Source organism: Alcaligenes sp. HNGD-HTN06, from assembly GCF_049932565.1.
GTDB classification, from domain to species: Bacteria; Pseudomonadota; Gammaproteobacteria; order Burkholderiales; family Burkholderiaceae_B; genus Alcaligenes; species Alcaligenes ammonioxydans.
This window is the reverse complement of record NZ_CP187782.1, coordinates 2,142,484-2,167,205: the sequence shown is the minus strand read 5'-3', so window position 1 is coordinate 2,167,205 and position 24,722 is coordinate 2,142,484. Positions and strand designations below refer to the sequence as shown.

Below are 24,722 nucleotides of genomic sequence, written 5' to 3'. Positions count from 1 at the left end.
CACTGGGCATCCTGTCCGGTCCCCTCATGGTCCATGCGGGTTGCAGAATGTGTAGAACGGATTATGACCGGAATTGCTTCTCAAACGAATAATCGCTCGATGCTGGCCTTGAAGGCAACCGGGCTGGCATTAGCACTGGGATTGCACGTGGGGGTTCTGGCTACCATCTTGTGGACGGAAAGCCCCAAGATGGTGGGTGAACCTGCTCCGATTGATGTGGTGGGAGTGACCTTGTTGGAGGTAACGGAAGCGCCGGTCCAGCAAGAGCAGGTCAGTGCTCCGCCCGAACAGGTGGTGGCCGAACCTGAGCCAGAACCTGAGGTGGAGCCCGATCCTGAGCCTGAACCAATCGTGGAGCCCGAGCCAGAGCCAGAGCCGATTGTGGAAAAACCGCCGGTGCCAGAGCCTCCCAAGCCTAAACCGAAACCCAAGCCAAAGCCCAAGCCCAAGCCGCAGCCCAAACCGGAAGTACCGCCAGCAGAAACGCCACAGCCTGCCCAACCGGCAGCACCCGCTGCCCAGGCTGGACCGGCCACGGATAATGCGGCTCAAGCCGCGGCACGTTCTGCACAGGGCGATCGTCCCAAACTGATTGGCCGTGTGGATTATTTGGGTCGTCGACCCGTGCCCGTGTACCCGCGGGCTTCGGAACGCCGTCGCGAGCAGGGCCGCGTAGTGGTGCGTGTCGTGATTTCAACCCAAGGAACCGTGCTGGAAGCCAAGGTGCAAAGCTCCTCAGGCTATGAGCGTCTGGATGAGTCTGCACTGAAGGCTGTACGCACAGCGCGTTTTAAACCGTATACGGAAAATGGTGTGGCCTATCGTGCCATGGCCGATATTCCTTTCGACTTTGTTTACTAGGATAGATCAATGATGCAGGAACTATTTCAAAGCGTATGGGTAAGCCTGGCACAAGTTGCAGGGCCTGTTGCCGATCAGGCTGCCGCCAGTGTTGCTGCTGCTGAGGAAGCGACCGGGGTGCTGCACTTTATCCAGCAAAGCGATGTGGTCGGCAAGACCCTGTTTGTGATTCTGGCCTTGATGTCGATTGCCAGCTGGTATCTGATTATCGTCAAGGGCATCTTGTCTTTCCGTCTGAAACGCCGCTCGCAAAGTTTCATGCGCGAGTTCTGGTCGGCCAGCTCGCTTGAGCAGGTTGAAAACGAGATCGCTACCCACGGTGCACGTGATCCGTTCAGCCATCTGGCCAGTCACGCCATTCACGCTCAAAAGCATCACGTCAAGTACGGGGCGATGCGGCTGGAGGAGAAAGGTTCAACGGGTGCGTTTGTGTCGCGCATCATGCGCAAGGTGATGGACGAGGAAACCGCCAAACTCGAAAACGGCCTGACATTGTTGGCTTCGGTCGGTTCCACCGCTCCGTTCGTAGGCCTGTTTGGCACGGTGTGGGGGGTGTACCACGCGCTCATCAATATCGGTCTGTCCGATGGCGTCACCTTGAACAAGATTGCTGGCCCTGTGGGCGAGGCATTGGTGATGACTGGCCTGGGTCTGGCCGTAGCCATTCCTGCCGTGCTGGCCTATAACGCGTTTGTGCGCACCAACCGCGTTTACTTGTCCCAGCTGGACGCTTTTGCGCATGATCTGTTTACCTTCCTGACGACCGGTCAGCCGGTGCAGGATACGCAACCTGTTCTGCGCCGTGTCCCCAGTTCGGGTGGCGGTGCAGCATCGAGCTCGGCAGCCGCTGCCAAGCGGGAGCATTAATCATGGCCTTTGGCAGCTTTGATAATCGTAATTCGGGCTCTGCGTTGTCTGAAATCAATATGGTGCCGCTGATCGATGTGATGCTGGTGCTGCTGGTGATCTTTCTGATCACCGCTCCTTTGCTGTCGCACTCCATCAAGATACAGTTGCCCCAGGCAAGCTCCGAGCCGATTCAGCAAGATCCCAAGACGATTGATCTGGCTATTGATGCGGCAGGGCAGATTTTTGTCAATGAGCAACTGGTGGCCCTGGAAGATTTGGCGGCTACTTTGGCTCCCTATTCCAAGGAGCAGCCGCAGCCGGAACTGCGTATCCGTGCCGATACCGATACTCGCTATGAAACACTGGCCCAGGTCATGAGCCGCTCCAAGGCTTCTGGCCTGACCCGATTGGGATTCATCACCCGTCCAGGCCCAACGACCCAGGCTCCTGTACAAGAGGGTGACGCACAGAAAGGTCCATCAACGGGCGAGACCACGGGCAAGCCGGCACCGGCTCCGTAACGCTGCGCGTAATCCCTCATGTTGTTTTTTCTGGCCCCTCGCTTTGCATCCGCGACGCGAGGGGCCAGTTTCGTAATAAAATCCCCACAATGCGTGTACTAGTTATTGAAGACGACGCCATACTGGGCGCCGCACTGCAGGAGTTTCTCAGCGATCAGGGCTATGCGGTTGACTGGCTTCAGGAAGGTGAAAGCGCCTTGAAGGAGCTGTCCGCCCAAGTCTACGATTTGCTGCTCCTGGACTTGAACCTGCCAGGCATCAGTGGCCTGGAGGTATTGCGGCAGTTGCGCCAGCAGGGCAATGCGATACCCGTTCTGATTCTGACCGCGCGCGACGGCGTGGATAATCGCGTGGGCGGTTTGGATGCCGGTGCGGATGATTACCTGATCAAGCCCTTTGATCTGTCCGAGCTGGCTGCCCGGGTACGTGTCTTTGGCCGCCGCCGCAGCGGGCAGGTGCAGCCTGTTATTGATGTCGGGCCCTTGAGTTTTGATACGATTGGCCGCGAGCTGCGCTGCGCGGGGCAACGCGTGAACCTGTCGGTGCGTGAGCTGTCCGTCCTGGAAATGCTGATGATGCGGGCCGGTCGTGTGGTCACCAAGCAGCAGATTATTAATTCCTTGTCTGCTTGGGATGCCGATTTCAGCGACAATGCGGTCGAAGTTTATGTGTATCGTCTGCGCAAACGCCTGGAAGGCACCGGGGCAGTGATACAGACTGTGCGCGGCTTTGGCTATCTGCTCGATGTGGAGAGCGTGGCCGGAGCATAACGGCAGCCCGTGCCCGCTGCCAGACACTTTAGGTCAACCATGCCCGATCAGCATCTTTCTTCAGCGGAAAAAACCTCCTTGTTGCGATCATGGCTGGAACGCTTTCTTGCTCCCGGCTCTTTGGCCCGCAAATTGATGGGCCGGCTTTTTCCTCCGATTTCCATTCTTGTTGTACTGGATCTGAGCGTTACCTGGGTGCTGACACGTCGTATGAGCCTGGAGGATTGGCTGCTGCGCGATATTTTCTGGACCATGGCCTTGAGCCAGGTCTTGCTGGTCAGTTTGATCGCCTGGGTGCTGTTATCCGGTATTCGCTCTCAGCTTGCCTCGATTGATGATTTGTCACAACAAATACGCAATCGGGCCGATGATGATTTTGAACGCCTGGATGCGAGCGCCTTGCCGGCGGAAATCGTGCCCTTGGTGGAGCACTTTAACGAGTTGCTGGAGCGTCAGCGTGATACCCTGCAGGCGCAAAAGCGCTTTATTGGTCATGCTGCGCATCAGTTGCGTACTCCCCTGACCGGTTTGCAGCTGGAATCGGAGCTGATGTTGGCCAAGCCCTTACCGGACGATATTCGCCAGCGCGCCGAGCGCATCAAAAGTGTGTCGGATCGTATGATTCGCCTCGGTCAGCAGTTGCTGGTGCTGGCCCGCACGGATGCCGATACCAATATCAAAGACAGTTTTGTGCGCCTGGATCTGTGTGAGTGGACGCGTGAGGAGGGCGGTGACTGGTTTTTGCAGGCCCGTCAGCATGGTGCAGAGATCCATTTGCTGGCGCCTGAAAAGCCGGTTTGGATTGACGCGGCTCCCGTACTGCTGCGCGAGCTGCTGTCCAACCTGATGGATAATGCGTTGCGCTATGGTCAAGGAACGGACCGCATTGTTCTGCGCGTGGCCAGCAACCCGCCGTCCTTGTCCGTCGAGGACCATGGTCCGGGTATTGAGGCCAGCGAGCAACAACGTGTCTTTGAAGCCTTTTACCGTTCACCCGGCACGCAGGCCGGAGGCTCCGGTCTGGGCTTGGCCATTGTGCAGGAAATTGCCCGTGCGCATGGGGCCTGGTGGAGTTTGATGAGCCGCCCTGATTTTCCCGGTACCCGTATTACCATTGTTTTTCCTGGCCCGCGTATTGGTGCGCGTCTGACCCGGCACGATACTTTGATTGGAAATTAAGCCTTGAACACAGCAACAGAAAACCCCAGAAAAGCGGCTCGGGCGGCCTTGTTAGTGGGCGCGTTAGGCGTGGTATATGGGGATATCGGGACCAGCCCGCTCTACACCATGAAAGTGGCCTTGAGTGCCTACAGTCAGCCTGGTGCCGAGCAGGTGTATGGCGTGCTGTCCTTGCTGTTCTGGCTGCTGACCGTGGTGGTTTCCATCAAGTACGTGACGGTGGTGCTGCGACTGGATAATAAAGGCGAAGGCGGCACCCTGGCTTTGATGGAGTTGGCTGCCCGTGGTATTCATGGGCCCAAGCGCCAGCTCATTGTGGTTTTGGGGCTGATTGGCGCCGCTTTGTTCTATGGGGACAGCATCATCACGCCGGCCATTTCCGTGATGTCTGCATTGGAAGGCATTGGCATGGTCTCGCATGTGCTTGACCCCTGGGTGGTGCCACTGGCCCTGGGGGTTTTGCTGGCACTGTTCCTGATCCAGTCGCATGGAACGGGAACCATGGGCAAGTTGTTTGGCCCCATCATGCTGATCTGGTTTCTGGTTCTGGGTGGCTTGGGCTTGTGGCGTGTGATCGAACATCCGCAAGTGCTGATGGCCTTGGACCCGCGTTGGGCGGTGGCTTTTATTGCCCAGGCGCCCTGGCAAACGTTTCTACTGCTTGGCGCTTTGGTTCTGGCTTTGACCGGAGCGGAGGCCTTGTATGCCGACATGGGCCATTTTGGTCGTCCTTTGATTCGTAAAGCCTGGTTCCTGGTGGTGATGCCTTGTCTGGTTTTGTGCTATTTCGGCCAGGGCGCCTTGCTGATATCCGACCCGACCGCGATTCGTAATCCTTTCTTTTATCTGGCACCGAACTGGGCGCTGGTACCCATGGTGATGCTGGCAACGGTCGCAACCGTGATCGCTTCTCAGTCCGTGATTTCGGGGGCGTTTTCCGTAACCCGGCAGGCAGTGCAGCTTGGTTTCTGGCCTCGTATGGTCATTCAACATACTTCGGCCAAAGAAGAGGGACAGATTTACCTGCCTCGGGTGAATTTGCTGTTATGCGTGGCGGTGATGGTGCTGGTGCTGAGCTTTGGTTCCTCGGACCGTCTGGCTCATGCTTACGGTTTTGCGGTAACGGGCACCATGCTGATGACCAGTTTGCTGGCCTTGATGCTGTTGCCGCGTCGCGCCCACGGACTCAAGCGCTGGGCCTGGCTGGGGCTTTTGGGTATTTTCCTGGTACTGGACGTGCTGTTGTTCTCGGCCAATGCGCTTAAATTGCTGGAAGGGGGGTGGCTGCCCTTGCTGGTGGGGGCGGTTCTGCTTGGCTTGATGTTGACATGGAGGCAGGGGCGCGCTGCGTTGCACGAGCGTTTGCTGGAAAACAAACAACCTTTGAAGGAGTTTTTGCTCAACCTGGAGGAATATGCTCCAACCCGTGTACCGGGCACAGCAGTGTTTATGAGCACCATCCCAGATTCGGTTCCCCCAGCCTTATTGCATAATCTGAAACATAATAAAGTGCTTCATGAGCAAGTCCTGTTTTTGACGGTGAGCAGTGCGGGCGTACCCTATGTGCCCTTTGGTGAGCGCTATACGCTGCAACGTCTGAGCCGGGGAAGCTGGCAGGCTGTTGCCTCATGGGGCTTTAAGCAAGAGCCTAATGTACCTCAGTTGCTCGAGCAGATTACCCTGGAGCATCCAGAGCTCAATCTGGAACCTATGCAAACGTCTTACTTCTTGTCCCGTCAGACCGTGATGATCCAATCGCGACAGCCTTGGTATCTGGGATGGCGTCGACGCTTGTTTGCGTTCATGGCTCGCAATGCCAGCCGCAGCACGCGCTTTTTCAAGATTCCACCCAATCGAGTGGTGGAGATGGGCATGCAGGTCGAGTTGTAAACCGAGAGTATCGTTCAAAACGAAGAATGGGCCTGGTAAGGCCCATTCTTTTTAACAGCCAGCCTGCGCAGGCAAAAGTGTGTCCGCGAAGGTTTATTGAGCGGGCACCACCGTTGTGGTCTCGCGCAGGATACCGCCACCTTCCACGCTGCCGCGTACAGTGGTGTCCTGACCGCGCATGGCTTTCAGGCAGTCTTGCTGCCGATCAGCGGGCAGACGATGGCACCGTGCCTGACGATTGGCCTCCAGATTGTGATCCTGTTTGTCCAGCTTATGCTGACGCTCGGCCTGCAAGGCAGCACCAGCTTCACGACGGCAGGTGGTCCGCTGCTCACCGGTAAATTGCTCGCAGCGCTGGATGTCGTGGCGATAGTCTTTGGTCGGGGTTTGAGCCCAGGCAGCAGAGGACAGTAAACCTAGACTGAGCAAGCCTGCACTCAGGATTCGGGATGGGCGTGTATGTAGACTCATCAATCTCACTCCTTTACTTGCTAAGGGAATCACCGGCTTGGCGAGCGCTGTCACGAGTAGGTATGAGCAGGCCGCAAAGCCCCAAAAGCAGCTGCGTATAGGGCAATCCCTGACACGCAGTAAACACCTATCAGTATAAGTGGAGCAGTTGCAAGTGAGGGTAATAAAACTTTTCCAACTCCTTACTGGCGGGTTTGCTCCTGGGGCTCAGGTTGTGGCGGAAGGAGGTCTGCGGGCAGGGGGGCTTTGTGCGGCATGTCCAGATAGCCGGGCTCATCGGGCCCGTATTCGGCCAGACGTTGACGATATTCACGTTTGATGGCGGCACGCATCAAAAAAATGGCGGTGACCGGGGAGGTAATGATCAGGAGCACGCTGATGATGAGTGGATGCAAAATAGGACGGCTCATCAAATGGCTCGCGCTGATCGCCACAGCCAGTACCATGAAAAATGTTCCTAGCGTATTTCCCATTGTTGGGGCGTGAATACGCGAGTACACATGCTTGAAACGCAGCAGGCCCGCCGAGCCGATCAAGGCCACAATGCCGCTTAGCACCAGTAAGAGGGCGACTGGAATGGCAAGCCACCAGGGCAACAATGTGTCTGTCATGGTTCGATGACCTCGGCGCGCAGCAAAAACTTCGCCATCGCGGCGGAGCCTACAAAGCCAAACAGGGCAATCAGCAAGGCAATGTCAAAGTACAGGGTTGAATCAAAGCGGATTCCCAGGGCCAGCAAGGCCAGCATGCCGTTGATGTACATGGTGTCCAGTGCCAGTACGCGGTCAGCGGCGGATGGGCCTTTGAGCAGACGGATGACGGCACAACACATGCCCAGAACAAAGCAGCCCAGGGCAAACTGACAGGCCCAGTAAACAATATCGATCATTGGAAAATCTCCAGCAGCGGGGTTTCATAGCGCTTCTGAATCGTGTCTAACCATACCTGCTCGTCCTGAAGGTCCAGAATGTGCAAGGTCAGGATGCGGGTCTTCTCATCAAACCCTGACCAGACCGTGCCAGGCGTGTAGGTAATGATGCAGGCCAGAGCAGCCAGAGCATGCGGATCGGTCAATCGCAGGGGGATGGCCAGAAAACCGGGACGCGGCGCCTTGCTGCCTTTAAGGACCAGTTTGCCCACGGCGATATTGGACAGCACGATGTCCCAGGCAACTTGTCCAATCAGCTTTAAGGCCAGAAATGGGTGACGGATGCTGGCCTTGACGGGCCGGAACGGGATGGCTGCCAGACTCAGGGCAGTAGCCAGAAACAGGCCCAGCACCAGATAGCCTGGCGATAGCGAGTCGTTCAGCAGCAGCCACAGGCCCAGCAACAGCAAGGGCAGGAACAGGTGTTTGGTATAGCGTCTCATCACAGTCCCTCCGCCTGAACGGAGCGCACAGGGTTTTGTCGCAGGACTGAACCAATATAAATACGTGGTTCATCCAGTTGCTGAGCAGTCTGTTCCAGGTACGTGGTGATGGGGCCGGCATACCAGCTCAGAATCCCGCAGGCGACAATAATGCTGGCAATTGGCGCTGCCTCGATCAATTTCAGACGAGGGATGGTCAGTGAGCTATTGCTCCAGAACAGACGAATGCCCACCCGCACCATGGCGATCAAACCGGCCACTCCTGAAATCAGGACCGCGGCGGTCAGAATCCAGGCGTTCAGGGGTTCCGGTGATTGGCCCGAAGCCTTGAGTGCGGCCGTCAGCAAGGACAGCTTGGCTACAAAACCGGACAGGGGAGGCAGGCCGACAATCAGCAAGGCGCAGGCAATAAAGGACATGCCTAGAAAAACCATCACGCCGGGGATGGCGACGCCGACCACATCATCGCTATGGTCTTCGGATTCAGGGTCATCCAGATCAAAGACTTCCTGGCTGACAGCCAGTAGATCGGCGCCAAAGGGTTTGGTGCGGCTGACCAGTTCCAGCAACAGGAAAAACGCGCCCAGCGCCAGCACGCTGCTGAGCATGTAGTACAGGGCGGGACCTGTCAGAATCACGCCGGGCATGCCCAGTGCCGCCAGCAAGGTGCCCGAGGACACGATGATGCAATAGCTGGCCAGGCGTTCGGGTTGTTGGGCCGCTATGACACCGATAGCCCCAAACGCCAGGGTGGCAATTCCGGCAGGGAACATCCATGCTACGCCGAAGGCCGCAGGAGCACCCGTGGGCAGGAGCAAGGAGCCGATACGCAGCAAGGCGTATATGCCTACCTTGGTCATGATGGCAAACATGGCGGCGACCGGTGCGCAGGCATTGCCATAGGCGTTGGGTAACCACAGGTTCAGAGGCCAGGCGGCCGCCTTGATCAGGAAGGCAATGCCCAGGATGGCCAGGGCTGCCTCAAATACCAGGCGGTCCGAATCCGGCATGGAGCCGGCGCGCAAGGCCAGGTCTGCCATGTTCAAGGTGCCCGTGACGCCATACACCAGCGCAATGGCGATCAGTAGCAGGAACGAGGAAATCAGATTGACGGCGATGTAGTGCAGGCCGGCACTGACACGCGCCGCGCCTGATCCGTGCAACATCAGCCCATACGATGCCGCCAGCAACACCTCGAAGAACACAAACAGGTTAAACAGATCCCCCGTCAGGAAGGCACCGTTCAGCCCCATCAGCAGTAGCTGGAACAAAGAATGGAAATGGACCCCTACGCGATCCCAACGTGCCAGCGAATAGAACCAGCAGCAAAACGCCAGTACATTGGTGAGCACCAGCAAAAAGGCTGCCAGCCGGTCTACGACCAGCACAATCCCGAAGGGGGCGGGCCAGTCACCGAGCAGGTACACCCCGACCGATTGCGGCCAAATGGGTGCCAGCGTCCCATCGGCCAGCAAGAGCAGATAGACGGCACACAACAACTGGGCCAGCAAGGAGGCAAAGGCGATCAGCAGTTTGTAGTGACGGCGCTTGTCGCGCAGCATCACCATCAGGGCCGCGGCCATCATGGGGATGGCGACGGGCAATACGGGCAGGTGTTGATTGAGCAGACTCACAGGTCGTCTTCCTCGCGGCCATCAACGTGGTCGGTGCCGCTCAGGCCGCGGTTGGCCAAAATAACAACCAGAAACAAGGCCGTGGTGGCAAAGCCGATCACAATAGCCGTCAGTACCAGGGCTTGCGGCAAGGGATCGGCATAGCTGGCACCCAGCTCACTGCTGTTAATAACGGGCGCGGCACTGATGGTGAGTCGTCCCATGCTGAAAATGAACAGGTTGACGGCGTAAGAGACCAGGGCCAGTCCCATGATGACCTGAAAGGTACGCGGGCGAAGCAAGAGCCACACGCCCGAGCCCGCCAGGACACCAATCGCAATTGAAAGCACGATTTCCATTATTTATTCTCCATCCCGGATGCAGCGTTCGAGGCGGATTGCAGCGACGGCAGTTTGCGATAAAAACGTAATGACTGGTGGGCCAGCGCGATCAGAATCAGGATGGTTGAACCAATCACCAGCATGAATACGCCAATATCGAAGATCAGCGCACTGGAGGTATGTACCTCGCCGATCAGGGGCAGGTGCAGATCCCAGCTTTGGGCAGACAAAAAGGGCTTGTTAAAGACCCAGACCAGCATGGCGGCTACGCCAGCAGTCAGCAGACCCAGACCAATCCAGGTTTGAGGCTGAATCAAGGGGCGCGATTCCATCCATACCACGCCACTGACCATGTATTGCAAGATGATGCCAGTAGCCATAATCAAGCCGCCCACAAAGCCGCCGCCGGGCAGGTTGTGACCCCGCAGCAGGAAATACAGGGCAATCAGGGTGGAGATGGGCAGCAGCAATCGCAGCAACACGGCTGGAATCTGCATGATGCCCTCGGGCAGAGGTGTTTTGGGGTCGGGCTCAACAAAAACGGCTTCACGGCTGTCTTTGACGTTCTGACGACGGGCCAGCGGCTGAGCGATGGCCTCGATGGGGGGCCGGAAGCGTCGCAGCAGCGCAAAGACGGTCAGCGCCACAATACCCAATACGACGATTTCGCCAAAGGTATCAAAGCCTCGGAAATCAACCAAAATCACATTGACCACATTTGCGCCACCGCCCAGGGGCAGGGCCTTCTCGATAAAGAAGGGCGAAATTCCACTGGGGTGGGGGCGGGTCATCATGGCGTAGGCCAGGGCGGCGATCCCACCGCCGGCCAGAATGGCAATGATCAAGTCGCGACTGCGGCGCAACAGGGCACGTCCACTGTTGTCCTGAGCGCCCGGCATGTCGCTGACACGTTGTGGCAGCCAGCGCAGGCCCAGCAGGATCAGCACGACAGTGACGACTTCCACGGCCAATTGCGTCAAGGCCAGGTCGGGCGCCGAGAGCCAGGCAAAGGTCAGGCTGGTCACCAGACCGGCGCCGCCTGAAAGGAGCAGGGAAGCCGGGCGATGGAATTTGGCCTGACGCGCCGCGCCGATGGCGCAGGCGATGCCGACCACCCACATCAGGGCGAAGAACGGATCAATCGGGGTGAAGATAGTGGATTTGAACCAGTTGCCGCGAGCCAGCGGCAGGGCCGCCACACTGATCGTCACGACGATAATCAACAAGATCTGGCGCTGCAGACGCGGCGAATACAGTTTGCCCACCGCCCAGTTGGCTGCCACTTCCAGGTACTCCATGGCCAGCTCGAAAAAGCGGCGGCCATCGGCGCGTGTCAGCAGCGGGGTGCGCCCTTGGCGGTTCTTATAGAAGCGGTTGATGATAAGGACCAAAATCACGCCCATGACCGTTGCCACCAGACTCATGACCAAGGGCAGATTGAACCCATGCCACAGGGCCAGGTCGTACTGAGGCATTTCACTGCCCAAAATAGCGCTGGCAGCAGTATGCAGGAAGGGCCCGAAGGTCAGGCTTGGCATAATGCCCACCAGAAGGCAGGTCAGCACCAGAATGGCGCTGGGTATGAGCATCCGGCGGGGTGGCTCATGGGGCTCGCGGGGCAGATCCTTGGCGACGGGGCCAAAAAATACCTGTGCAATGAAGCGCAAGGAGTACGCCACGCTAAAGGAGCCGGCAATGACGGCTACCACCGGCAAAGCGTATTCCCAGGTATTGCCGTTGCTGGCCAAAACAGTTTCGGCAAAGAACATTTCTTTGGAAATGAAACCGTTCAGCAGTGGGACCCCGGCCATGGAAGCGGCTGCAACGGTTGCCAGTGTGGCTGTCAGGGGCATGGCATGGCGCAGCCCGGACAAGCGGTTCAGGTTTCGGGTACCAGTTTCGTGATCCACAATGCCGGCCGCCATGAACAAAGAGGCCTTGAAGGTGGCATGGTTCATCATGTGAAAGACCGCAGCAACCAGGGCAAGGGGGCTGCTCAGGCCAAGCAGCAAGGTAATCAGGCCCAGGTGACTGATGGTGGAGTAGGCCAGAACCCCTTTCATGTCACGCTGGAACATGGCCACGTAAGCTCCCAGTGTCAGGGAGCACAAGCCGGCACCGCCAATAATGACTGCCCATTCCGTGGTGCCCGACAGCACCGGCCACAGACGGGCCAGTAAGAATACGCCGGCTTTGACCATGGTGGCCGAGTGCAAATACGCCGAGACGGGAGTGGGGGCTGCCATGGCGTGAGGCAACCAGATATGAAAGGGAAACTGGGCGCTTTTGCTCAGGGCGCCCAGAGCAATCAGGATCAGCATCCCGGTATACCAGGGATGATTGCGAATCTGCTCGCCCGACTCCAGTACCACGCTCAGATCGTAGCTGCCTGCGGCCTGGCCGAGCATGAGCACGCCTGCCAGCAAACAGAAGCCTCCGGTGCCGGTGATGATGAGCGACATGCGGGCGCCCCGGCGCGCGTCCATGCGGTGATACCAATAGGCAATCAGCATGAACGAGGACAGGCTGGTCAGCTCCCAGAACACGACCATCTGGATAAGGTTGCCCGACAGCACGACACCCAGCATGGAACCCATGAAGGCCTGCAAAAAGGAAAAAAAGCGTCGTACCGGGTCCTGGGCTGACAGGTAATAGTGCGCATACAGGGCAATCAGTGCCCCCATGGCCGTGATGATGATGCTAAAGAGCCAGGCATAACCATCCATGCGCAACTTGAAGGTCAGGCCGTGGGCTGGAATCCAGGAACGGGAGGACTCGAGCACCTCTCCGCGAGCGATGTCCGGATAGGCGTAGAGGGTCAGTAGGGCGCAGGTAACGGCGACAGCGCCGGCAAGAGATGCTTGGAGTTTGCGAGAGTTCGCGGGCATCAGGGAAGATAGCAAGCTGCCGATAAACGGCAGTGCTAGGATCACGAGCAAATACATCTGGCTCCAACAGGCGGTAATTTAGGCGGCTAGCGCTTAATAATACGATATATGAAGCTAATTTCAGCCCAACAGTCATAAAAAAAGCGTTTTTTTAGTTCTTGTGGCCTTGATGCAGGTCAAGCGTGTACCCGCGATTTTCTCTCACAATGAATGCTTGACTAGAAGAAATCGGTCTTTTGCAGGAGGACCCTCTATGCCGCAAACCTTGGAAGCATCGGACGCCAGCGCCCCGACCACACAGGATATCGAGATCTCGGAAGCCTTGATTCGGCGCTTTGATCGTTCCGGACCGCGCTATACCTCCTACCCTACCGCAGACCGTTTTTTTCAGGATTTCCCCGCACAGCCCTACATTCATGAGCTGTCGCGGCGCGCCTTAAGCAGCAGCAATCCCCCCTTGTCGGTTTACGTGCATATCCCGTTCTGCCAGTCGCTCTGCTATTTCTGTGCCTGCAACAAGATCATCACTCAAGATCGCAGCAAGAGCGAGCAGTATCTGGATTACCTGCTGCGCGAGATCGATATGGTCACCCAGTATATGGGGGAGGACAGGCGCACCGAGCAACTTCACCTGGGCGGCGGCTCGCCCACGTTCCTGGACAATGAACAACTCACCCGGCTGATGACCAAGCTCAAGGAGCAGTTCATGTTCACGGCCGATGCTGAGCTGGGCATCGAGATCGATCCACGCACCCTGTCCGACGACACACTCCAGAACTTGGCGGCTCTGGGCTTTAACCGTACCAGCTTTGGGGTTCAGGACTTTGACCCTAATGTGCAAAAAGCCATTAACCGTATCCAGCCTTTCGACATGGTCGAACGTGCCATCGAGCAAGGCCGGGCCGCTGGCTTCCAGTCCATCAATACGGATCTGATTTACGGTCTGCCCTTGCAGACCCTGGAGAGCTTTGCATCCACCATTGATTTACTGGTGCAACTGAGGCCGGATCGGATTGCCTTGTACAACTATGCGCATCTTCCCACTCGCTTTAAGGCTCAGCGTTTAATTAACGAAGAACAGTTGCCCGATGCCGACCAGCGTCTGCAACTGTTCCTGATGTCCTCGCAGCGCCTGCTGGATGCGGGTTATGTCTATATCGGTCTGGATCATTTTGCACTGCCCAACGACGAGTTGAATCTGGCCCGCCTGGATGGCAGCTTGCACCGCAATTTCCAGGGTTACACCACGCGGTCAGCCTGTGATTTGGTGTCCTTTGGCGTTTCGTCCATTGGGCAAGTGGGGACGATGCATGTGCAAAATGCCCGCAGTCTGCGTAATTACTACGCCGAAATTGACCAGGGGCGTTTGCCCATCGAGCGTGGGATTGTGATGCAGCAGGACGATCGCCTGCGCGCCGAAGTCATCATGCACTTGATGTGCAGCATGCCCGTACCGATTGCGCGTCTGGAAGCGCGTTACGGCATCGATTTTGCCAGTTACTTCTCCGCTGAGCTGCAAGAGCTCAGCAGCTATGCGCAAGCGGGCTTGCTGACCGTCGACTCTCAGTCCATTCAGGTCTTGCCCAAGGGCCGTTTGTTTGTGCGCGCCTACAGCATGGTGTTTGACAAGTACTTGAGCCAGGAAAGCGGCGCACGCTATTCCCGCCTGATTTAACACCGTGGCCGTTGTCAAAGACGGCCACCTTTTTATTGCCCTGTTTCTGGTCCCGACGTGGCCGGCAGGTTCTTGCATCAACCTAAGGTATTTACATCGTGCTAAAGACGGATTTACGTCTCATGTCCCTGAAGGGAAAACTGCTTTTGCCTATTGTCCAAGGCGGCATGGGAGTCGGTATATCGGCGTCCCGACTGGCCGGCACTGTGGCTGCACTGGGCGGGCTGGGAACCATCTCCAGCGTGGATTTACGGCGTCATCACGAAGACCTGATGGACAGCACTCAGGGTGAAGTCGAAAAAGGTGTGGTCGATGCGGCCAATTTGCAGGCGCTGGATCGTGAAATCAATCTTGCCCGAGAGCGCTCGGGCGGCAATGGCGGCATCGCCGTCAACATCATGAAGGCGGTTTCGCAGTATCCCGAGTATGTGCGCCAGTCGTGCGAGAGCGGTGCGGATGCCGTGGTAGTGGGTGCCGGTCTGCCGCTGGACTTGCCCGAACTGGTGCAGGACCATCCCAAGGTCGCGCTCATCCCCATTCTGTCCGACGTGCGCGGCGTCACCTTGCTTGTAAAGAAATGGCTGCGTCGCAAGCGATTGCCCGATGCCGTTGTTCTGGAGAATCCCCGGTATGCGGCTGGCCATCTGGGCGCAGCCGATGATCAGTCTCTGAATAAACCGGAATATGCGTTTCAGCGCGTGCTGGAGGGATGTCGTGCCTTATTCCGAGAGTTGGGCCTGGAGTCCGAGCGCATCCCTTTGATCGCTGCCGGTGGGATTCACCGTCCTGAACAGTTGCGCCAGCTTATGGGTTGGGGGGCGGATGGCGTGCAAATGGGGACGGCGTTTGCGGTGACCGAGGAAGGCGATGCCCACGAGAATTTCAAGCGTGTTTTGCTGGATGCGGAAGCCAAGGACATCGTGACCTTCATGAGCGTGGCCGGATTGCCGGCTCGTGCCGTGCGTACACCGTGGCTGGACGCTTATTTGCACAAAGAGAAAAAACTGCAATCGGTGGCTCGCGAACGGCCGTGCACCGAAGGCTTTGACTGCCTGGCTCATTGCGGTTTGCGCGACGGTGTGCAGCGTCATGGACAGTTTTGCATTGACCGTCAATTGGCGTATGCCTTGAAAGGCGATGTACAGCGGGGTCTGTTCTTTCGCAGTTCAGAGGCCTTGCCTTTCGGCAAGGCCATGAAGTCTGTGCGCGAACTGATGGACTATATGTTGAATGGTCGCAGCAAAACACCGGGTGTGGTCCCTGCAGTCTAAGGACCGGGGCTGGGCGAACTGTCTGGGGTGCGAACTGAAGCAGGACGCTCTCCAGACTAAGGCGCGCAAGCGGTGTCTTAGCCCTTGAGCTCGCGTATCAGGCCTTCTTCAGCCGCATCGATGGTATGGACAGCTTCCCGTCGTTGTGTCTCCAATGCCAGACGACGGGCAATCTCATAGCACTCCTCGATGTGCTGGTTGCCGACCTTGCGCAGTACGACAAAGCTGATAGAGGCAGAAATGGCACTGCCTATCAGCGGGACATATTTGGCACCATATTTACCGGCCAGCTTTTTTGCTCCCAGACGCACCAGAATATTGATGATGCGATCAGTGCTCAGAACGCGGCCCACCAGGCCCAAGCCCATGCTTGTTCCACCGACCACCACCAGCTTCTTCAGCTCGGGGCTCAGGGCGTCCACATCGCTGGCCGTCAGTCCAAAGCGGGCATTAATAATGGGGATGACCTTCATTAAAATGGCCACGTCGGTACCTACGTCCACGCCGGGAACAGGGACAACGGCAGCGGCGGCTGAAAGCAGGGCGCGTCGACTGATCAGTTTGCGACATTCCTCTCGGGTCTTATCCAGTTCCTGCAGGGTCATGGTGCTCATGTGTCTTTCCTGAAATCGAAGCGCTTGGGTCTTCACAAGCCTCACTCTATATGGGGTTAGTGGGCTGGTTTTCCAGTGCTGCTGTCTGTTCGTATGGCATTTATCGTAGTTGATGTCGCCAGTTTGAGGAAAAAAGGGGGTGTTTGGTCGCATTTGAAAATTTTACTTTCAAATGCCATGTTTGCCCCTTCAAAGCCATTGCGCCGTGATTTAAAGTCCGGCGTTTTTTTTTGTTGCACTTGGTGGCATTCTTTAAGCATGCATGTAAGAGTTTATACACGCTCAGCGTAGCGGATTTCCATTAAACTGGCGCCGAAAATAGCATATCCATAGGGGAAGAACGATGCATCGCCAGTCTTTGCTGGGCTTGATGTTCTTGCTGGGCGTCAGTAGCGCCCAAGCCATTACGATTAGCAGTTTTTCGCCCCAAGGGGCGACGTCCGATTTACGGGATGTCAAAGTTACCTTTGCCAAGCCCGCTGTTCATTTTGGCGATTCACAACTGCCGGCACCTGTCCAGGTCCAGTGTGATGATCCTTCCGTTGCGGGGCAGGGCCGCTGGCTGGATTCCCGTCGCTGGATTTATGAGTTTGATGAGCGACCAGGACCTGGCTTGACTTGTACCGCCGTGGTGTCCAAGAGCTTTCGCAGCATTAATAATGAAGCGATTAGCGGACCGGCTCAATATCGTTTCAATTCCGGTGGCGCCATTTTGGAATCCAGCCGCCCGTATTACAGCATTATTGATGAAGACCAGGTATTTTTATTTAATTTCAATGCGCCCGTTAATAGTGCTTCTTTAGTCAAGCACGGGTATTGCCGGGTTGAGGGCATTGGCGAGCGCATTGGCTTAAAGGCCATTGAAGGTGCGCAGCGTGATGCCCTGGCTCGTTCTGCCTTCTATGTGGATGAGGTGGATGAGCGTTATCAGGCCGTGCAATGCGCGCGTCCTTTGCCCGCCGATGCCAGCGTGTCGGTTGTGCTCGAGCCGGGCATCACGACAGCGATTGCCAATCGCAAGGGCGTGCCTAATACCGACCGCTATACCTTCGATTTTTCAGTGCGGCCACATTTCACGGCTTCGCTTTCTTGTCTGCGCGAACGCGCTGAGGCGCCCTGCACGCCTGTTGGCAGTGTGGCTGTACAGTTCTCGGCACCGGTTGCCTATGAGCACCTGCAGCAGATTCGTCTACAAGCCGGCGACAAGGTATGGGAGCCTGTGTCCGACCAGGATGAGGCCTGGCAAGACCGTGGTCCCGGCCAGAATGTACGATTTGAGGGGCCTTTTCCGGAAAATGCCCAGCTGACCATCCAGGTTCCAGACTCCTTGACGGACGATGCCGGGCGGCCCTTGCAAAATCCCGAGGTCTTGAGCAACGGCATGAAGACGACGACGTATCCGCCGCTGGTCAAGTTTGTGGTGGAGCCTTTTGGGATTGTCGAGCGCTTTGGTCATGCTGATCGCGATGGCTCGGATGACGCTGACCCACCCGCCATTGGTTTGAACTTGCGTAATGTGGAAGCGAATCTGACCACTCAGCAGATGCTGGTGTCGGCCGGGCAGGTGGGGGCGATGGCGGTCAAGGACGATAAGGAGGTCCTGGCCTGGTATTCCCGGCTGCGGCAGCTTAACTATTCCTGGTCGGTGGCAGCGGACACGCTGAAGAGCATGATGGGCAGCGATTTTCGCGTAACCGCTCCCATCGATCAAAACGGTTATCTGGATCTGCGCGCTCAGCCTCTGCTTCAGGGCAAGGATCTTAAAAAGCTTGATTTGCCCGGCATGGACCAGAAAAACGAGCGTCCTTTTGAACTGATTGGCGTGCCGCTGAAAGAGCCCGGTTTCCACGTTCTGGAAGTGGCCTCGCCGCGCTTGGGCGCCTCCTTGCTGGAGTCGGCGGGCACCATGTATGTGCGTAGTTCGGTGCTGGTCACCAATCTGGGGGTACACATCAAGCAAGGTGGTGATGACCTGCTGGTTTGGGTCACTACCCTGGATGATGCCAAAGTCGTGCCCGGCGCCAAAATCCGTGTCATGAATTGCCGCGGCGAAGAGCTGGTGCAGGGCGAAACAGGGCAGGACGGGGTTTTTCATCACCCCCATCCTGTCTCCAGCCCGGATTATTGCAATGAGACTGGCCTGTCCGGCCTGTTTGTGACGGCTCGCATCGATAAAGATAACCCCATGGCCAGGGGCAAAGACGAGTTCAGTTTCGCGCTGAGCGAATGGAACGCCGGTATCGAGCCATGGCGCTTTAATGTGCCCTATAACTGGGGCGGTCGCGATGAGCCGGTTGCGCATAGCGTGATGGATCGCAGCCTGTTTCGTGCCGGTGAAGTCGCGCACATGAAACATTACCTGCGTGAGCGGGTACGCGATGGCTTCAAGGCTCCAGTTCGTTATCCCGAGACGATGATCGTCGAACATGAAGGCAGCGGCAAACGGATTGAGTTGCCACTGAAATGGCAAAAAACGGCGGCCGGTAGCGTATTTGCATTGACCGACTGGACGATCCCCAAGGATGCGGAGCTGGGTGTCTACCGACTGCGAACCGAAGGCGAGAACCAGTACTTCAATTTTGGTGATTTCCGTGTTGAGCAATTCAAGCTGCCTGTGCTGGGCGGTAGTATCAAGTTAAGTGATGGTCAGGATCGTCCCTATCTGATCAGTCCTGAGCAGATGCAGGCTGATCTGCAGCTGCGTTATCTGTCTGGTGGCCCGGCGGATTTCCTGCCTGTACAACTGTCGGCGGTGGTGCGCAGTCAGTCGCCCGCGTTCAGCACTTACAGTGACTACAGCTTTGCGCCGCCTGAAAAAGCGGATCAGTCGGCGATGTCAGAGGCTCGCGTTTTCTTGAACAAACAACGCTTCCAGCTCGATGCCCAAGGCGGGTTGCGTGCCAAGCTGGATCAGTTGCCTGTAGTGGATCAGCCTTCCGAGTTTTTGGTGGAGGCGACGTTTTCCGATCCCAATGGCGAGATTCAAACCCTGACCCAGACGATTGCGGTATGGCCTGCCGATGTGGTGGCGGGCTTGCGTGCAGGCACTTGGTTGGCGGCGGGTTCATCCACCCAGCTCTCGGCTATTGCCTTAAGCCCTGACGGCAAGCCCTTGAAGAATGTGCCAGTCCGTATTGAGGCCGCCAATGTGCAGCGCTTCTCGATTCGTAAGCGTATGGTGGGCGGGTTTTACAGCTACGACAACCAGGAGCAGCGCCAAGACCTGGGTACGGTCTGCGAGGGACGCAGCGACGAACAGGGGTTGGTGCAGTGCGATGTAAAACTGGAGAAGGGCGGCCAGGTGGAGCTGCGTGCCATTGCGCGTGATGACAAGGGCCGTGAGTCGGTGGCCGCCAGCACGGTCTGGGTCAGCGGTTCGGGCTCGTTGTGGTTTGGTGGTCAGAATGATGACCGGATAGATGTCATTCCTGCGAAAAAGACCTGGGCGCCGGGCGAAAAGGCGCAGTTCCAGGTGCGAATGCCATTCCGTGAGGCCACCGCCCTGGTGTCGGTGGAGCGCGAGGGTGTGTTGCAGGCCCAGGTTGTCCAGCTCGAAGGCGACAATCCGACCGTCAGCGTGGAGATCAAACCCGAATGGGGGCCGAATGTCTACGTTTCCGTGCTGGTGCTGCGGGGGCGTCTGCGTGATGTTCCCTGGTACTCCTTTTTCAGCTGGGGCTGGAGCCAGCCTCTGACCTGGTACAAGGCCTACTCGGAAGGGGGGGGCGAGTTTGTGGCCCCGACTACCACGGTAGATTTGTCCAAGCCCAGCTATCGCTTTGGTCTGGCCGGTATCGAAGTGAGTAGCCAGCAAGATGCGCTGGATGTGAAAGTCAGCACGGATCGCAATCAGTACGCCATCCGTGAGCAGGCCCAGGTGGATATTCAGGTTCTCAAACCGGATGGTTCACCCGCAGCCGGTGCTTCCGTGGCCCTGGCGGCCGTGGATCAGGCCTTGCTGGAACTGAGCCCTAACACGAGTTGGGACCTGCTCACGGCCATGCGTGCTTTGCGGGGTTACAACGTGCAGACCGCTACAGCACAGTCCGAGATTGTGGGACGTCGACATTATGGCCGCAAGGCGGTGGCAGCAGGCGGTGGCGGCGGCAAGAGCCCCACCCGCGAGTTGCTCGACACCTTGTTGCTATGGAAGGGCAATGTGGAGCTGGATACTCAAGGACGCGCGACCGTGACGGTCCCCCTCAAAGACTCCTTGACCCAGTACCGCATCGTGGCCGTTGCCGATTTGGCTGGTGAGCGTTTTGGCAGTGGCTCCGCCCAGATCGTCACCACGCAGGATCTGCAGATCATTCCTGGTTTGCCCGCGATTGCTCGCGAAGGCGATCAGTACCAGGCTCAGCTTACGCTGCGAAACAGCAGCCCGCGTGCCATGACGGTCAACGTGCAGGCACAGTACCGTGGCAAGGGCTTGCCATCAGCCGCCTTGCCTGAGCAAACCGTTGAACTGGCTTCCGGTTCGGCCAAAGTGGTCTCCTGGCCCATAACGGTCCCTGCCTCCAGTGGCTCGGCTGATTCGCATCAGTTGGAATGGACACTGGATGCGCAGGAAGTGCTGCAGGCGGCGGGCAAGAGCAAACCTGCCAAGGACAGCCTCTCCATCAAGCAGGAAGTCTTTACGGCCACGCCGGTAACGGTTCAGCAAGGAACGCTGGTGTCCGTGTCCATGGAGCAGCCATTGAACATGTCGGTGCAAGTGCCGGCCGGCGCCCTGAAAAATGAGCAGGGCGGGGTGCAGGGCGGCCTGCAAATGTTGTTCCGTTCCTCCTTGGGGGGCGGAATGGAAGGGGTGCGGGCCTGGTTTGAACGCTATCCTTATACCTGCTTTGAACAGCAAGCCTCCCGCTTCATGGGCCTGCGTGCTGAAGGCGCATGGGCTGGTCTGATGCAGCGTCTGCCTTCCTATCTAGACCAGGATGGCTTGCTGCGTTATTTCCCCAGCAATTACGGTTGGGGTAGCCGTGTACTGACCAGCTACATTCTGGATATCAGCTACATGGCTCAGTCCATGGGGCTGAACTATCCCATTCCTGACGGCTTTCGCAACGAGATGCTGCAAGGACTGGAGAACGTGGTCAATGGCCGAATCCCGTCCATGCAGACCGTTTCTCGCCAGGAGCGGGATATCGAAGTCATTCGTGCGGTTGCCGTATTGGCGAAGTACGGCCGTGCGCGCGTCACAATGCTCGATTCGGTCGAGTTGAATTTGCAAAGCTGGCCGACCGATATTCTGCTGGCATGGGTGGATCTGACCCAGCGCCTGCCCGGGATCAAGCAAGCTGCGCAAAGCCGTAAAGAAGCACTGGGGCTGATTCAGGCACGTCTGATCAGCCGCGGAACCCGTCTGGTGTTTGGCGACGATGCACTCAATGGCAGTCCCTGGGCCATGACCAGCCGGGTGACCAATCAGGCTCGCCTGATGCTCTTGGTCAATGAGATGCCTGACTGGACTGAGGACATGCCTCGTCTGGCCCAAGGTCTGTTGGCCGAGCAACAGCGTGGTGCCTGGCGCATGACGACGGAGAACCTCTTGGGCAGCCTGGCCATCGAGCAATTCAGCCGTCATCACGAGCAGGCCCCGACAGGACAGTCCATGGTGATTCTGGGCTCCGAAACGGCCCAGGTGGTGGACTGGGATATGCTGACACCCGACGGCCAGGGCGTACGCTCCACCAAAATGGATGTCCCTTGGCGTGGCGAGCAGGCAGACAACTTGAGCGTTGAGCAACTAGGCGAGGGCAAGGCCTGGATTGACGTTCGCTCTCTGGCCGCTGTGCCGGTGACCAAGCCTGTGGCGGCCGGTTTGAGCATAGAGCGTCAGGTGCAGGCTGTGGAGCAGGCCAAACCAGGCGTGTGGAGCCGTGGCGACATCATGCGGGTGACGATCAAGGTCAAGGCGCAAGGCCAGGCCAGTTGGGTGGTCGTGTCTGACCCGGTTCCTGCCGGCGCGACCATTCTGGGCAGTGGGCTGGGTCGGGATTCGGCCATGGCCACGGCTGGTCAGACGCAGTCCGGTCAATGGCCCAGCTTTATCGAGCGCCGCTTCGATGGTTACCGGGCGTATTACGAGCGTTTTGAGGAAGGCACGACGGAAGTCAGTTACACACTGCGCCTGAACACGGTGGGCCAGTTTGTATTGCCGGCCACGCGGGCCGAGGCTTTGTACGAGCCCGATGTTTTTGCTCTCTGGCCTAATGAGCACGTTTTGGACGTTGTGGATGCGCCAAGCCATTAAAGCAGGGTTGCTGTTGTCGGGACTGGCCCTATGGGCCAGCTCCGGACAGGCCACACCCAGCTATGAAGACGTTCGTCAGTCCTTCCGATCGTCTGATGTGCAGGTCCTGGATCGCCAGGGCCAGCTCATCCAGCGGGTGCGACTGGACTTTCATCAACGGCGCGGCGACTGGGTGGCGCTGGAGCAGATTTCCCCGGCTTTGCAATTGGCGGTCTTGATGTCCGAAGATCGCCGTTTTGAATCGCATGGCGGGGTGGACTGGCTTTCAGTGGGTTCTGCGGCCTGGGACGGTGTGTTTGCGGGACGGAGCCGAGGCGCGTCCACCATTACCATGCAGTTGGCCGGGCTGTTGGATCATACGCTGCTTGGCGGACGGGGCGGGCGTTCGGTGTGGCAAAAACTGGATCAGGTAGTTGCCGCTCAATCATTGGAAGATACCTGGACCAAACCGCAAATTCTGGAGGCTTACCTCAATCAGGTAGCCTTTCGGGGCGAGCTTGTCGGGGTGGATGCGATGGCACGCACCCTGTTTCAAAAGCAGGCCGCTGCGCTGGATGCACGCGAGTCAGCGATTGCTGCCGTTTTGCTGCGAGGCCCCAATGCCTCGGCCTTGACGGTCGAGCGTCGGGCCTGCTTGACCTTGCAGGCAATGGGACGCGCCCAGCAGTGCCAAGCATTAAGTCATCTGGTGCCTGTGGCCTTGCGTCGAGCCGGGCAGGCACCACTGGGGCAGACGCAACTGGCGCCGCATTTCGCCCGCTGGGTTCTGGAGCAAAGTCCACAGACCGAAGCAGGGGATCGCTTGCACACTACCCTGGATTCGCGTCTTCAACGGCAGGTTCAAGCCAGTGTGCGACGACATCTGCTGGATCTGCGCACCGCCCGTGTGCAGGATGCGGCCGTAGTGGTGCTGGATAATCATCAGGGGCAGGTGCTGGCCTATGTGGGCTCCAGCGGCGACCTGTCCGAAGCCGCGCAGGTCGATCATGCCCGGTCTTTGCGTCAGGCAGGTTCCACGCTCAAACCTTTTCTATATGAGCTGGCCATCGAGAAGCGTCTGCTGACGGCCGTTTCCTTGCTGCAGGACTCACCCTTGAATCTGCCAACCGGCAATGGTCTGTATATTCCACAAAACTACGATAAGCAGTTTATTGGCTGGGTTAGTGCGCGCAATGCTTTGGCTTCGTCCCTGAATATCCCTGCCGTACGCGTTCTGACCTTGCTGGGGCCGGCCAGTCTGGTGGAGCGTTTGCGCGAACTGGGGCTTAATTTGCGGCAGGACGGTGATTTTTATGGTTACAGCCTGGCCCTGGGCAGTGCTGATGTCACCTTGCTGGAGCTGACCAACGCGTACCGTGCTCTGGCTAATCTGGGCCAGGCTCAGGCGGTAAACGTGCGTATGGATCAGTCCATGGCAGCGTTTCGTCCCGTCATGGACCCTGGAGCCAGTTGGATTGTGGGTGATATGTTGTCTGACCGTCAGGCCCGTGTGCTGACCTTCGGCTTGGACAGTGCCTTGAGTACCCCGTTCTGGAGCGCGGTCAAGACCGGAACCAGTAAAGATATGCGTGATAACTGGGCTCTGGGCTGGACGGAGCACTACACAGTGGGCGTCTGGGTTGGCAACAGTGCAGGACAAAGTATGCAAGATGTATCCGGCGTCAGTGGGGCCGCACCGATCTGGCACGAGGTCATCTCTGTCCTGAACCAGTACAGACCCGGTCGTCAAACGGTCCGGCCAGAGCAGGTGCAGCTTCGACAAATCGTGTTTGTGCCGGCTTTGGAGCCCAGTCGTGAAGAGTTTTTTGTAGAGGGCACGCAGACCGATCGTATTCAGTTGAACGATGCAAATCTGGCCTATGCCGGTCCGGCCCGTATCCAGGAGCCCGTCGACGGTACGATCTTGGCCTTGGACCCGGATATTCCGCCGCAAAACCAGCAACTGCGCTTGCTGGCGCAGGGGCAAATCAACGAAGCGTTGGAATGGTGGGTCCAGGGCGTGAAAGCGGGCGGTGGGGCCCAAGTGCGTATTCCCCTGGTACCCGGTACGCTGCGCATTGAACTGAAAACCGAACAAGGTCGGTTGATGGACCAAGTCAGTGTACAAATTAGAGGTGCACAAATGACAAGCTTTAACAAAGATTAACCGCTTGCT

General features: G+C 57.7%; 18 protein-coding genes. 10 read left to right on the top strand and 8 right to left on the bottom strand.

The window, feature by feature from the left end; translation table 11 throughout:
• Positions 1-99: 99 nt before the first annotated feature.
• From ACOZ42_RS09825 to ACOZ42_RS09800, 6 genes are all read left to right on the top strand, one after another.
• A complete protein-coding gene (locus tag ACOZ42_RS09825; RefSeq protein WP_426345847.1) occupies positions 100-861 on the top strand; it encodes an energy transducer TonB in 762 nt (253 codons plus the stop codon).
• Between the two features lie 9 nt (positions 862-870).
• Positions 871-1,728 (top strand): MotA/TolQ/ExbB proton channel family protein, encoded by an 858-nt coding sequence (locus ACOZ42_RS09820; protein WP_059317537.1) that lies wholly within the window; start codon positions 871-873, stop codon positions 1,726-1,728.
• A gap of 2 nt (positions 1,729-1,730) precedes the next feature.
• Entirely contained in the window at positions 1,731-2,231 is a 501-nt protein-coding gene (locus tag ACOZ42_RS09815; RefSeq protein WP_003799462.1) for an ExbD/TolR family protein, read from the top strand.
• A gap of 89 nt (positions 2,232-2,320) precedes the next feature.
• Positions 2,321-3,001: a response regulator transcription factor gene (locus ACOZ42_RS09810; RefSeq protein WP_426345083.1), complete on the top strand. Its 681-nt coding sequence runs from the start codon at positions 2,321-2,323 to the stop codon at positions 2,999-3,001.
• A gap of 39 nt (positions 3,002-3,040) precedes the next feature.
• Positions 3,041-4,180: a sensor histidine kinase gene (locus tag ACOZ42_RS09805; protein WP_003799464.1), complete on the top strand. Its 1,140-nt coding sequence runs from the start codon at positions 3,041-3,043 to the stop codon at positions 4,178-4,180.
• A 3-nt stretch (positions 4,181-4,183) separates the two neighbouring features.
• On the top strand, positions 4,184-6,070 hold the full coding sequence (locus tag ACOZ42_RS09800; RefSeq protein WP_051010389.1) for a potassium transporter Kup: 1,887 nt from the start codon (positions 4,184-4,186) through the stop codon (positions 6,068-6,070).
• 93 nt (positions 6,071-6,163) lie between these two features.
• Here the strand turns inward: ACOZ42_RS09800 and ACOZ42_RS09795 are convergent, their stop codons facing one another.
• The 7 genes from ACOZ42_RS09795 to ACOZ42_RS09765 all read right to left on the bottom strand — a co-directional run bounded on the left by ACOZ42_RS09795 (position 6,164) and on the right by ACOZ42_RS09765 (position 12,811).
• Positions 6,164-6,541, bottom strand: coding sequence for a hypothetical protein (locus ACOZ42_RS09795; RefSeq protein WP_219234895.1), 378 nt, complete (start codon positions 6,539-6,541; stop codon positions 6,164-6,166).
• 182 nt (positions 6,542-6,723) lie between these two features.
• Complete coding sequence (gene mnhG, locus ACOZ42_RS09790; protein ID WP_003799467.1) at positions 6,724-7,152, bottom strand: monovalent cation/H(+) antiporter subunit G; 429 nt, start codon at positions 7,150-7,152, stop codon at positions 6,724-6,726.
• Positions 7,149-7,430: a K+/H+ antiporter subunit F gene (locus ACOZ42_RS09785; protein ID WP_003799468.1), complete on the bottom strand. Its 282-nt coding sequence runs from the start codon at positions 7,428-7,430 to the stop codon at positions 7,149-7,151. The genes mnhG and ACOZ42_RS09785 overlap by 4 nt, the downstream gene beginning before the upstream one ends.
• Complete coding sequence (locus ACOZ42_RS09780; RefSeq protein WP_003799469.1) at positions 7,427-7,912, bottom strand: Na+/H+ antiporter subunit E; 486 nt, start codon at positions 7,910-7,912, stop codon at positions 7,427-7,429. The genes ACOZ42_RS09785 and ACOZ42_RS09780 overlap by 4 nt, the downstream gene beginning before the upstream one ends.
• The gene (locus ACOZ42_RS09775) at positions 7,912-9,498 is read right to left on the bottom strand and encodes a monovalent cation/H+ antiporter subunit D (RefSeq protein ID WP_407927747.1); all 1,587 of its coding nucleotides are present in this window, start codon (positions 9,496-9,498) and stop codon (positions 7,912-7,914) included. The genes ACOZ42_RS09780 and ACOZ42_RS09775 overlap by 1 nt, the downstream gene beginning before the upstream one ends.
• 44 nt (positions 9,499-9,542) lie before the next feature.
• Positions 9,543-9,884, bottom strand: a complete 342-nt coding sequence (locus tag ACOZ42_RS09770) for a Na+/H+ antiporter subunit C (protein WP_003799476.1) — start codon at positions 9,882-9,884, stop codon at positions 9,543-9,545.
• Positions 9,884-12,811, bottom strand: coding sequence for a monovalent cation/H+ antiporter subunit A (locus ACOZ42_RS09765; RefSeq protein WP_003799479.1), 2,928 nt, complete (start codon positions 12,809-12,811; stop codon positions 9,884-9,886). Before ACOZ42_RS09765 ends, ACOZ42_RS09770 begins: the two co-directional genes overlap by 1 nt.
• 196 nt (positions 12,812-13,007) lie before the next feature.
• Here ACOZ42_RS09765 and hemN point away from each other — a divergent pair, with 196 nt between their 5' ends.
• Both hemN and ACOZ42_RS09755 read left to right on the top strand, forming a co-directional pair.
• The gene (gene hemN / locus ACOZ42_RS09760) at positions 13,008-14,429 is read left to right on the top strand and encodes an oxygen-independent coproporphyrinogen III oxidase (RefSeq protein WP_426345082.1); all 1,422 of its coding nucleotides are present in this window, start codon (positions 13,008-13,010) and stop codon (positions 14,427-14,429) included.
• Between the two features lie 122 nt (positions 14,430-14,551).
• A complete protein-coding gene (locus ACOZ42_RS09755; RefSeq protein WP_426345081.1) occupies positions 14,552-15,700 on the top strand; it encodes an NAD(P)H-dependent flavin oxidoreductase in 1,149 nt (382 codons plus the stop codon).
• Positions 15,701-15,777: 77 nt separating this feature from the next.
• On the opposite strand, the gene ACOZ42_RS09750 is transcribed toward ACOZ42_RS09755, so the two are convergent.
• Positions 15,778-16,314 (bottom strand): hypothetical protein, encoded by a 537-nt coding sequence (locus ACOZ42_RS09750; RefSeq protein ID WP_003799485.1) that lies wholly within the window; start codon positions 16,312-16,314, stop codon positions 15,778-15,780.
• Between the two features lie 343 nt (positions 16,315-16,657).
• Between ACOZ42_RS09750 and ACOZ42_RS09745 the strand changes: the two genes are divergently transcribed.
• Together ACOZ42_RS09745 and pbpC are read left to right on the top strand one after the other, a co-directional pair.
• Complete coding sequence (locus tag ACOZ42_RS09745) at positions 16,658-22,567, top strand: alpha-2-macroglobulin family protein (RefSeq protein WP_301605833.1); 5,910 nt, start codon at positions 16,658-16,660, stop codon at positions 22,565-22,567.
• Positions 22,551-24,713 carry a penicillin-binding protein 1C gene (pbpC, locus tag ACOZ42_RS09740; protein ID WP_426345080.1) on the top strand — a complete coding sequence of 721 codons (2,163 nt, stop codon included), beginning with the start codon at positions 22,551-22,553 and terminating at the stop codon, positions 24,711-24,713. The genes ACOZ42_RS09745 and pbpC overlap by 17 nt, the downstream gene beginning before the upstream one ends.
• Positions 24,714-24,722 lie beyond the last annotated feature (9 nt).

What these genes read in the sequence shown, in the direction of transcription:
- ACOZ42_RS09825 (WP_426345847.1), top strand. Translation starts at nt 100, where the DNA reads ATGCTGGCCTTGAAGGCAACCGGGCTGGCATTAGCACTGGGATTGCAC.
- ACOZ42_RS09820 (WP_059317537.1), top strand. Translation starts at nt 871, where the DNA reads ATGATGCAGGAACTATTTCAAAGCGTATGGGTAAGCCTGGCACAAGTT.
- ACOZ42_RS09815 (WP_003799462.1), top strand. Translation starts at nt 1,731, where the DNA reads ATGGCCTTTGGCAGCTTTGATAATCGTAATTCGGGCTCTGCGTTGTCT.
- ACOZ42_RS09810 (WP_426345083.1), top strand. Translation starts at nt 2,321, where the DNA reads ATGCGTGTACTAGTTATTGAAGACGACGCCATACTGGGCGCCGCACTG.
- ACOZ42_RS09805 (WP_003799464.1), top strand. Translation starts at nt 3,041, where the DNA reads ATGCCCGATCAGCATCTTTCTTCAGCGGAAAAAACCTCCTTGTTGCGA.
- ACOZ42_RS09795 (WP_219234895.1), bottom strand. Translation starts at nt 6,541, where the DNA reads ATGAGTCTACATACACGCCCATCCCGAATCCTGAGTGCAGGCTTGCTC.
- mnhG (WP_003799467.1), bottom strand. Translation starts at nt 7,152, where the DNA reads ATGACAGACACATTGTTGCCCTGGTGGCTTGCCATTCCAGTCGCCCTC.
- ACOZ42_RS09785 (WP_003799468.1), bottom strand. Translation starts at nt 7,430, where the DNA reads ATGATCGATATTGTTTACTGGGCCTGTCAGTTTGCCCTGGGCTGCTTT.
- ACOZ42_RS09780 (WP_003799469.1), bottom strand. Translation starts at nt 7,912, where the DNA reads ATGAGACGCTATACCAAACACCTGTTCCTGCCCTTGCTGTTGCTGGGC.
- ACOZ42_RS09775 (WP_407927747.1), bottom strand. Translation starts at nt 9,498, where the DNA reads ATGATGGCCGCGGCCCTGATGGTGATGCTGCGCGACAAGCGCCGTCAC.
- ACOZ42_RS09770 (WP_003799476.1), bottom strand. Translation starts at nt 9,884, where the DNA reads ATGGAAATCGTGCTTTCAATTGCGATTGGTGTCCTGGCGGGCTCGGGC.
- ACOZ42_RS09765 (WP_003799479.1), bottom strand. Translation starts at nt 12,811, where the DNA reads ATGTATTTGCTCGTGATCCTAGCACTGCCGTTTATCGGCAGCTTGCTA.
- hemN (WP_426345082.1), top strand. Translation starts at nt 13,008, where the DNA reads ATGCCGCAAACCTTGGAAGCATCGGACGCCAGCGCCCCGACCACACAG.
- ACOZ42_RS09755 (WP_426345081.1), top strand. Translation starts at nt 14,552, where the DNA reads ATGTCCCTGAAGGGAAAACTGCTTTTGCCTATTGTCCAAGGCGGCATG.
- ACOZ42_RS09750 (WP_003799485.1), bottom strand. Translation starts at nt 16,314, where the DNA reads ATGAGCACCATGACCCTGCAGGAACTGGATAAGACCCGAGAGGAATGT.
- ACOZ42_RS09745 (WP_301605833.1), top strand. Translation starts at nt 16,658, where the DNA reads ATGCATCGCCAGTCTTTGCTGGGCTTGATGTTCTTGCTGGGCGTCAGT.
- pbpC (WP_426345080.1), top strand. Translation starts at nt 22,551, where the DNA reads ATGCGCCAAGCCATTAAAGCAGGGTTGCTGTTGTCGGGACTGGCCCTA.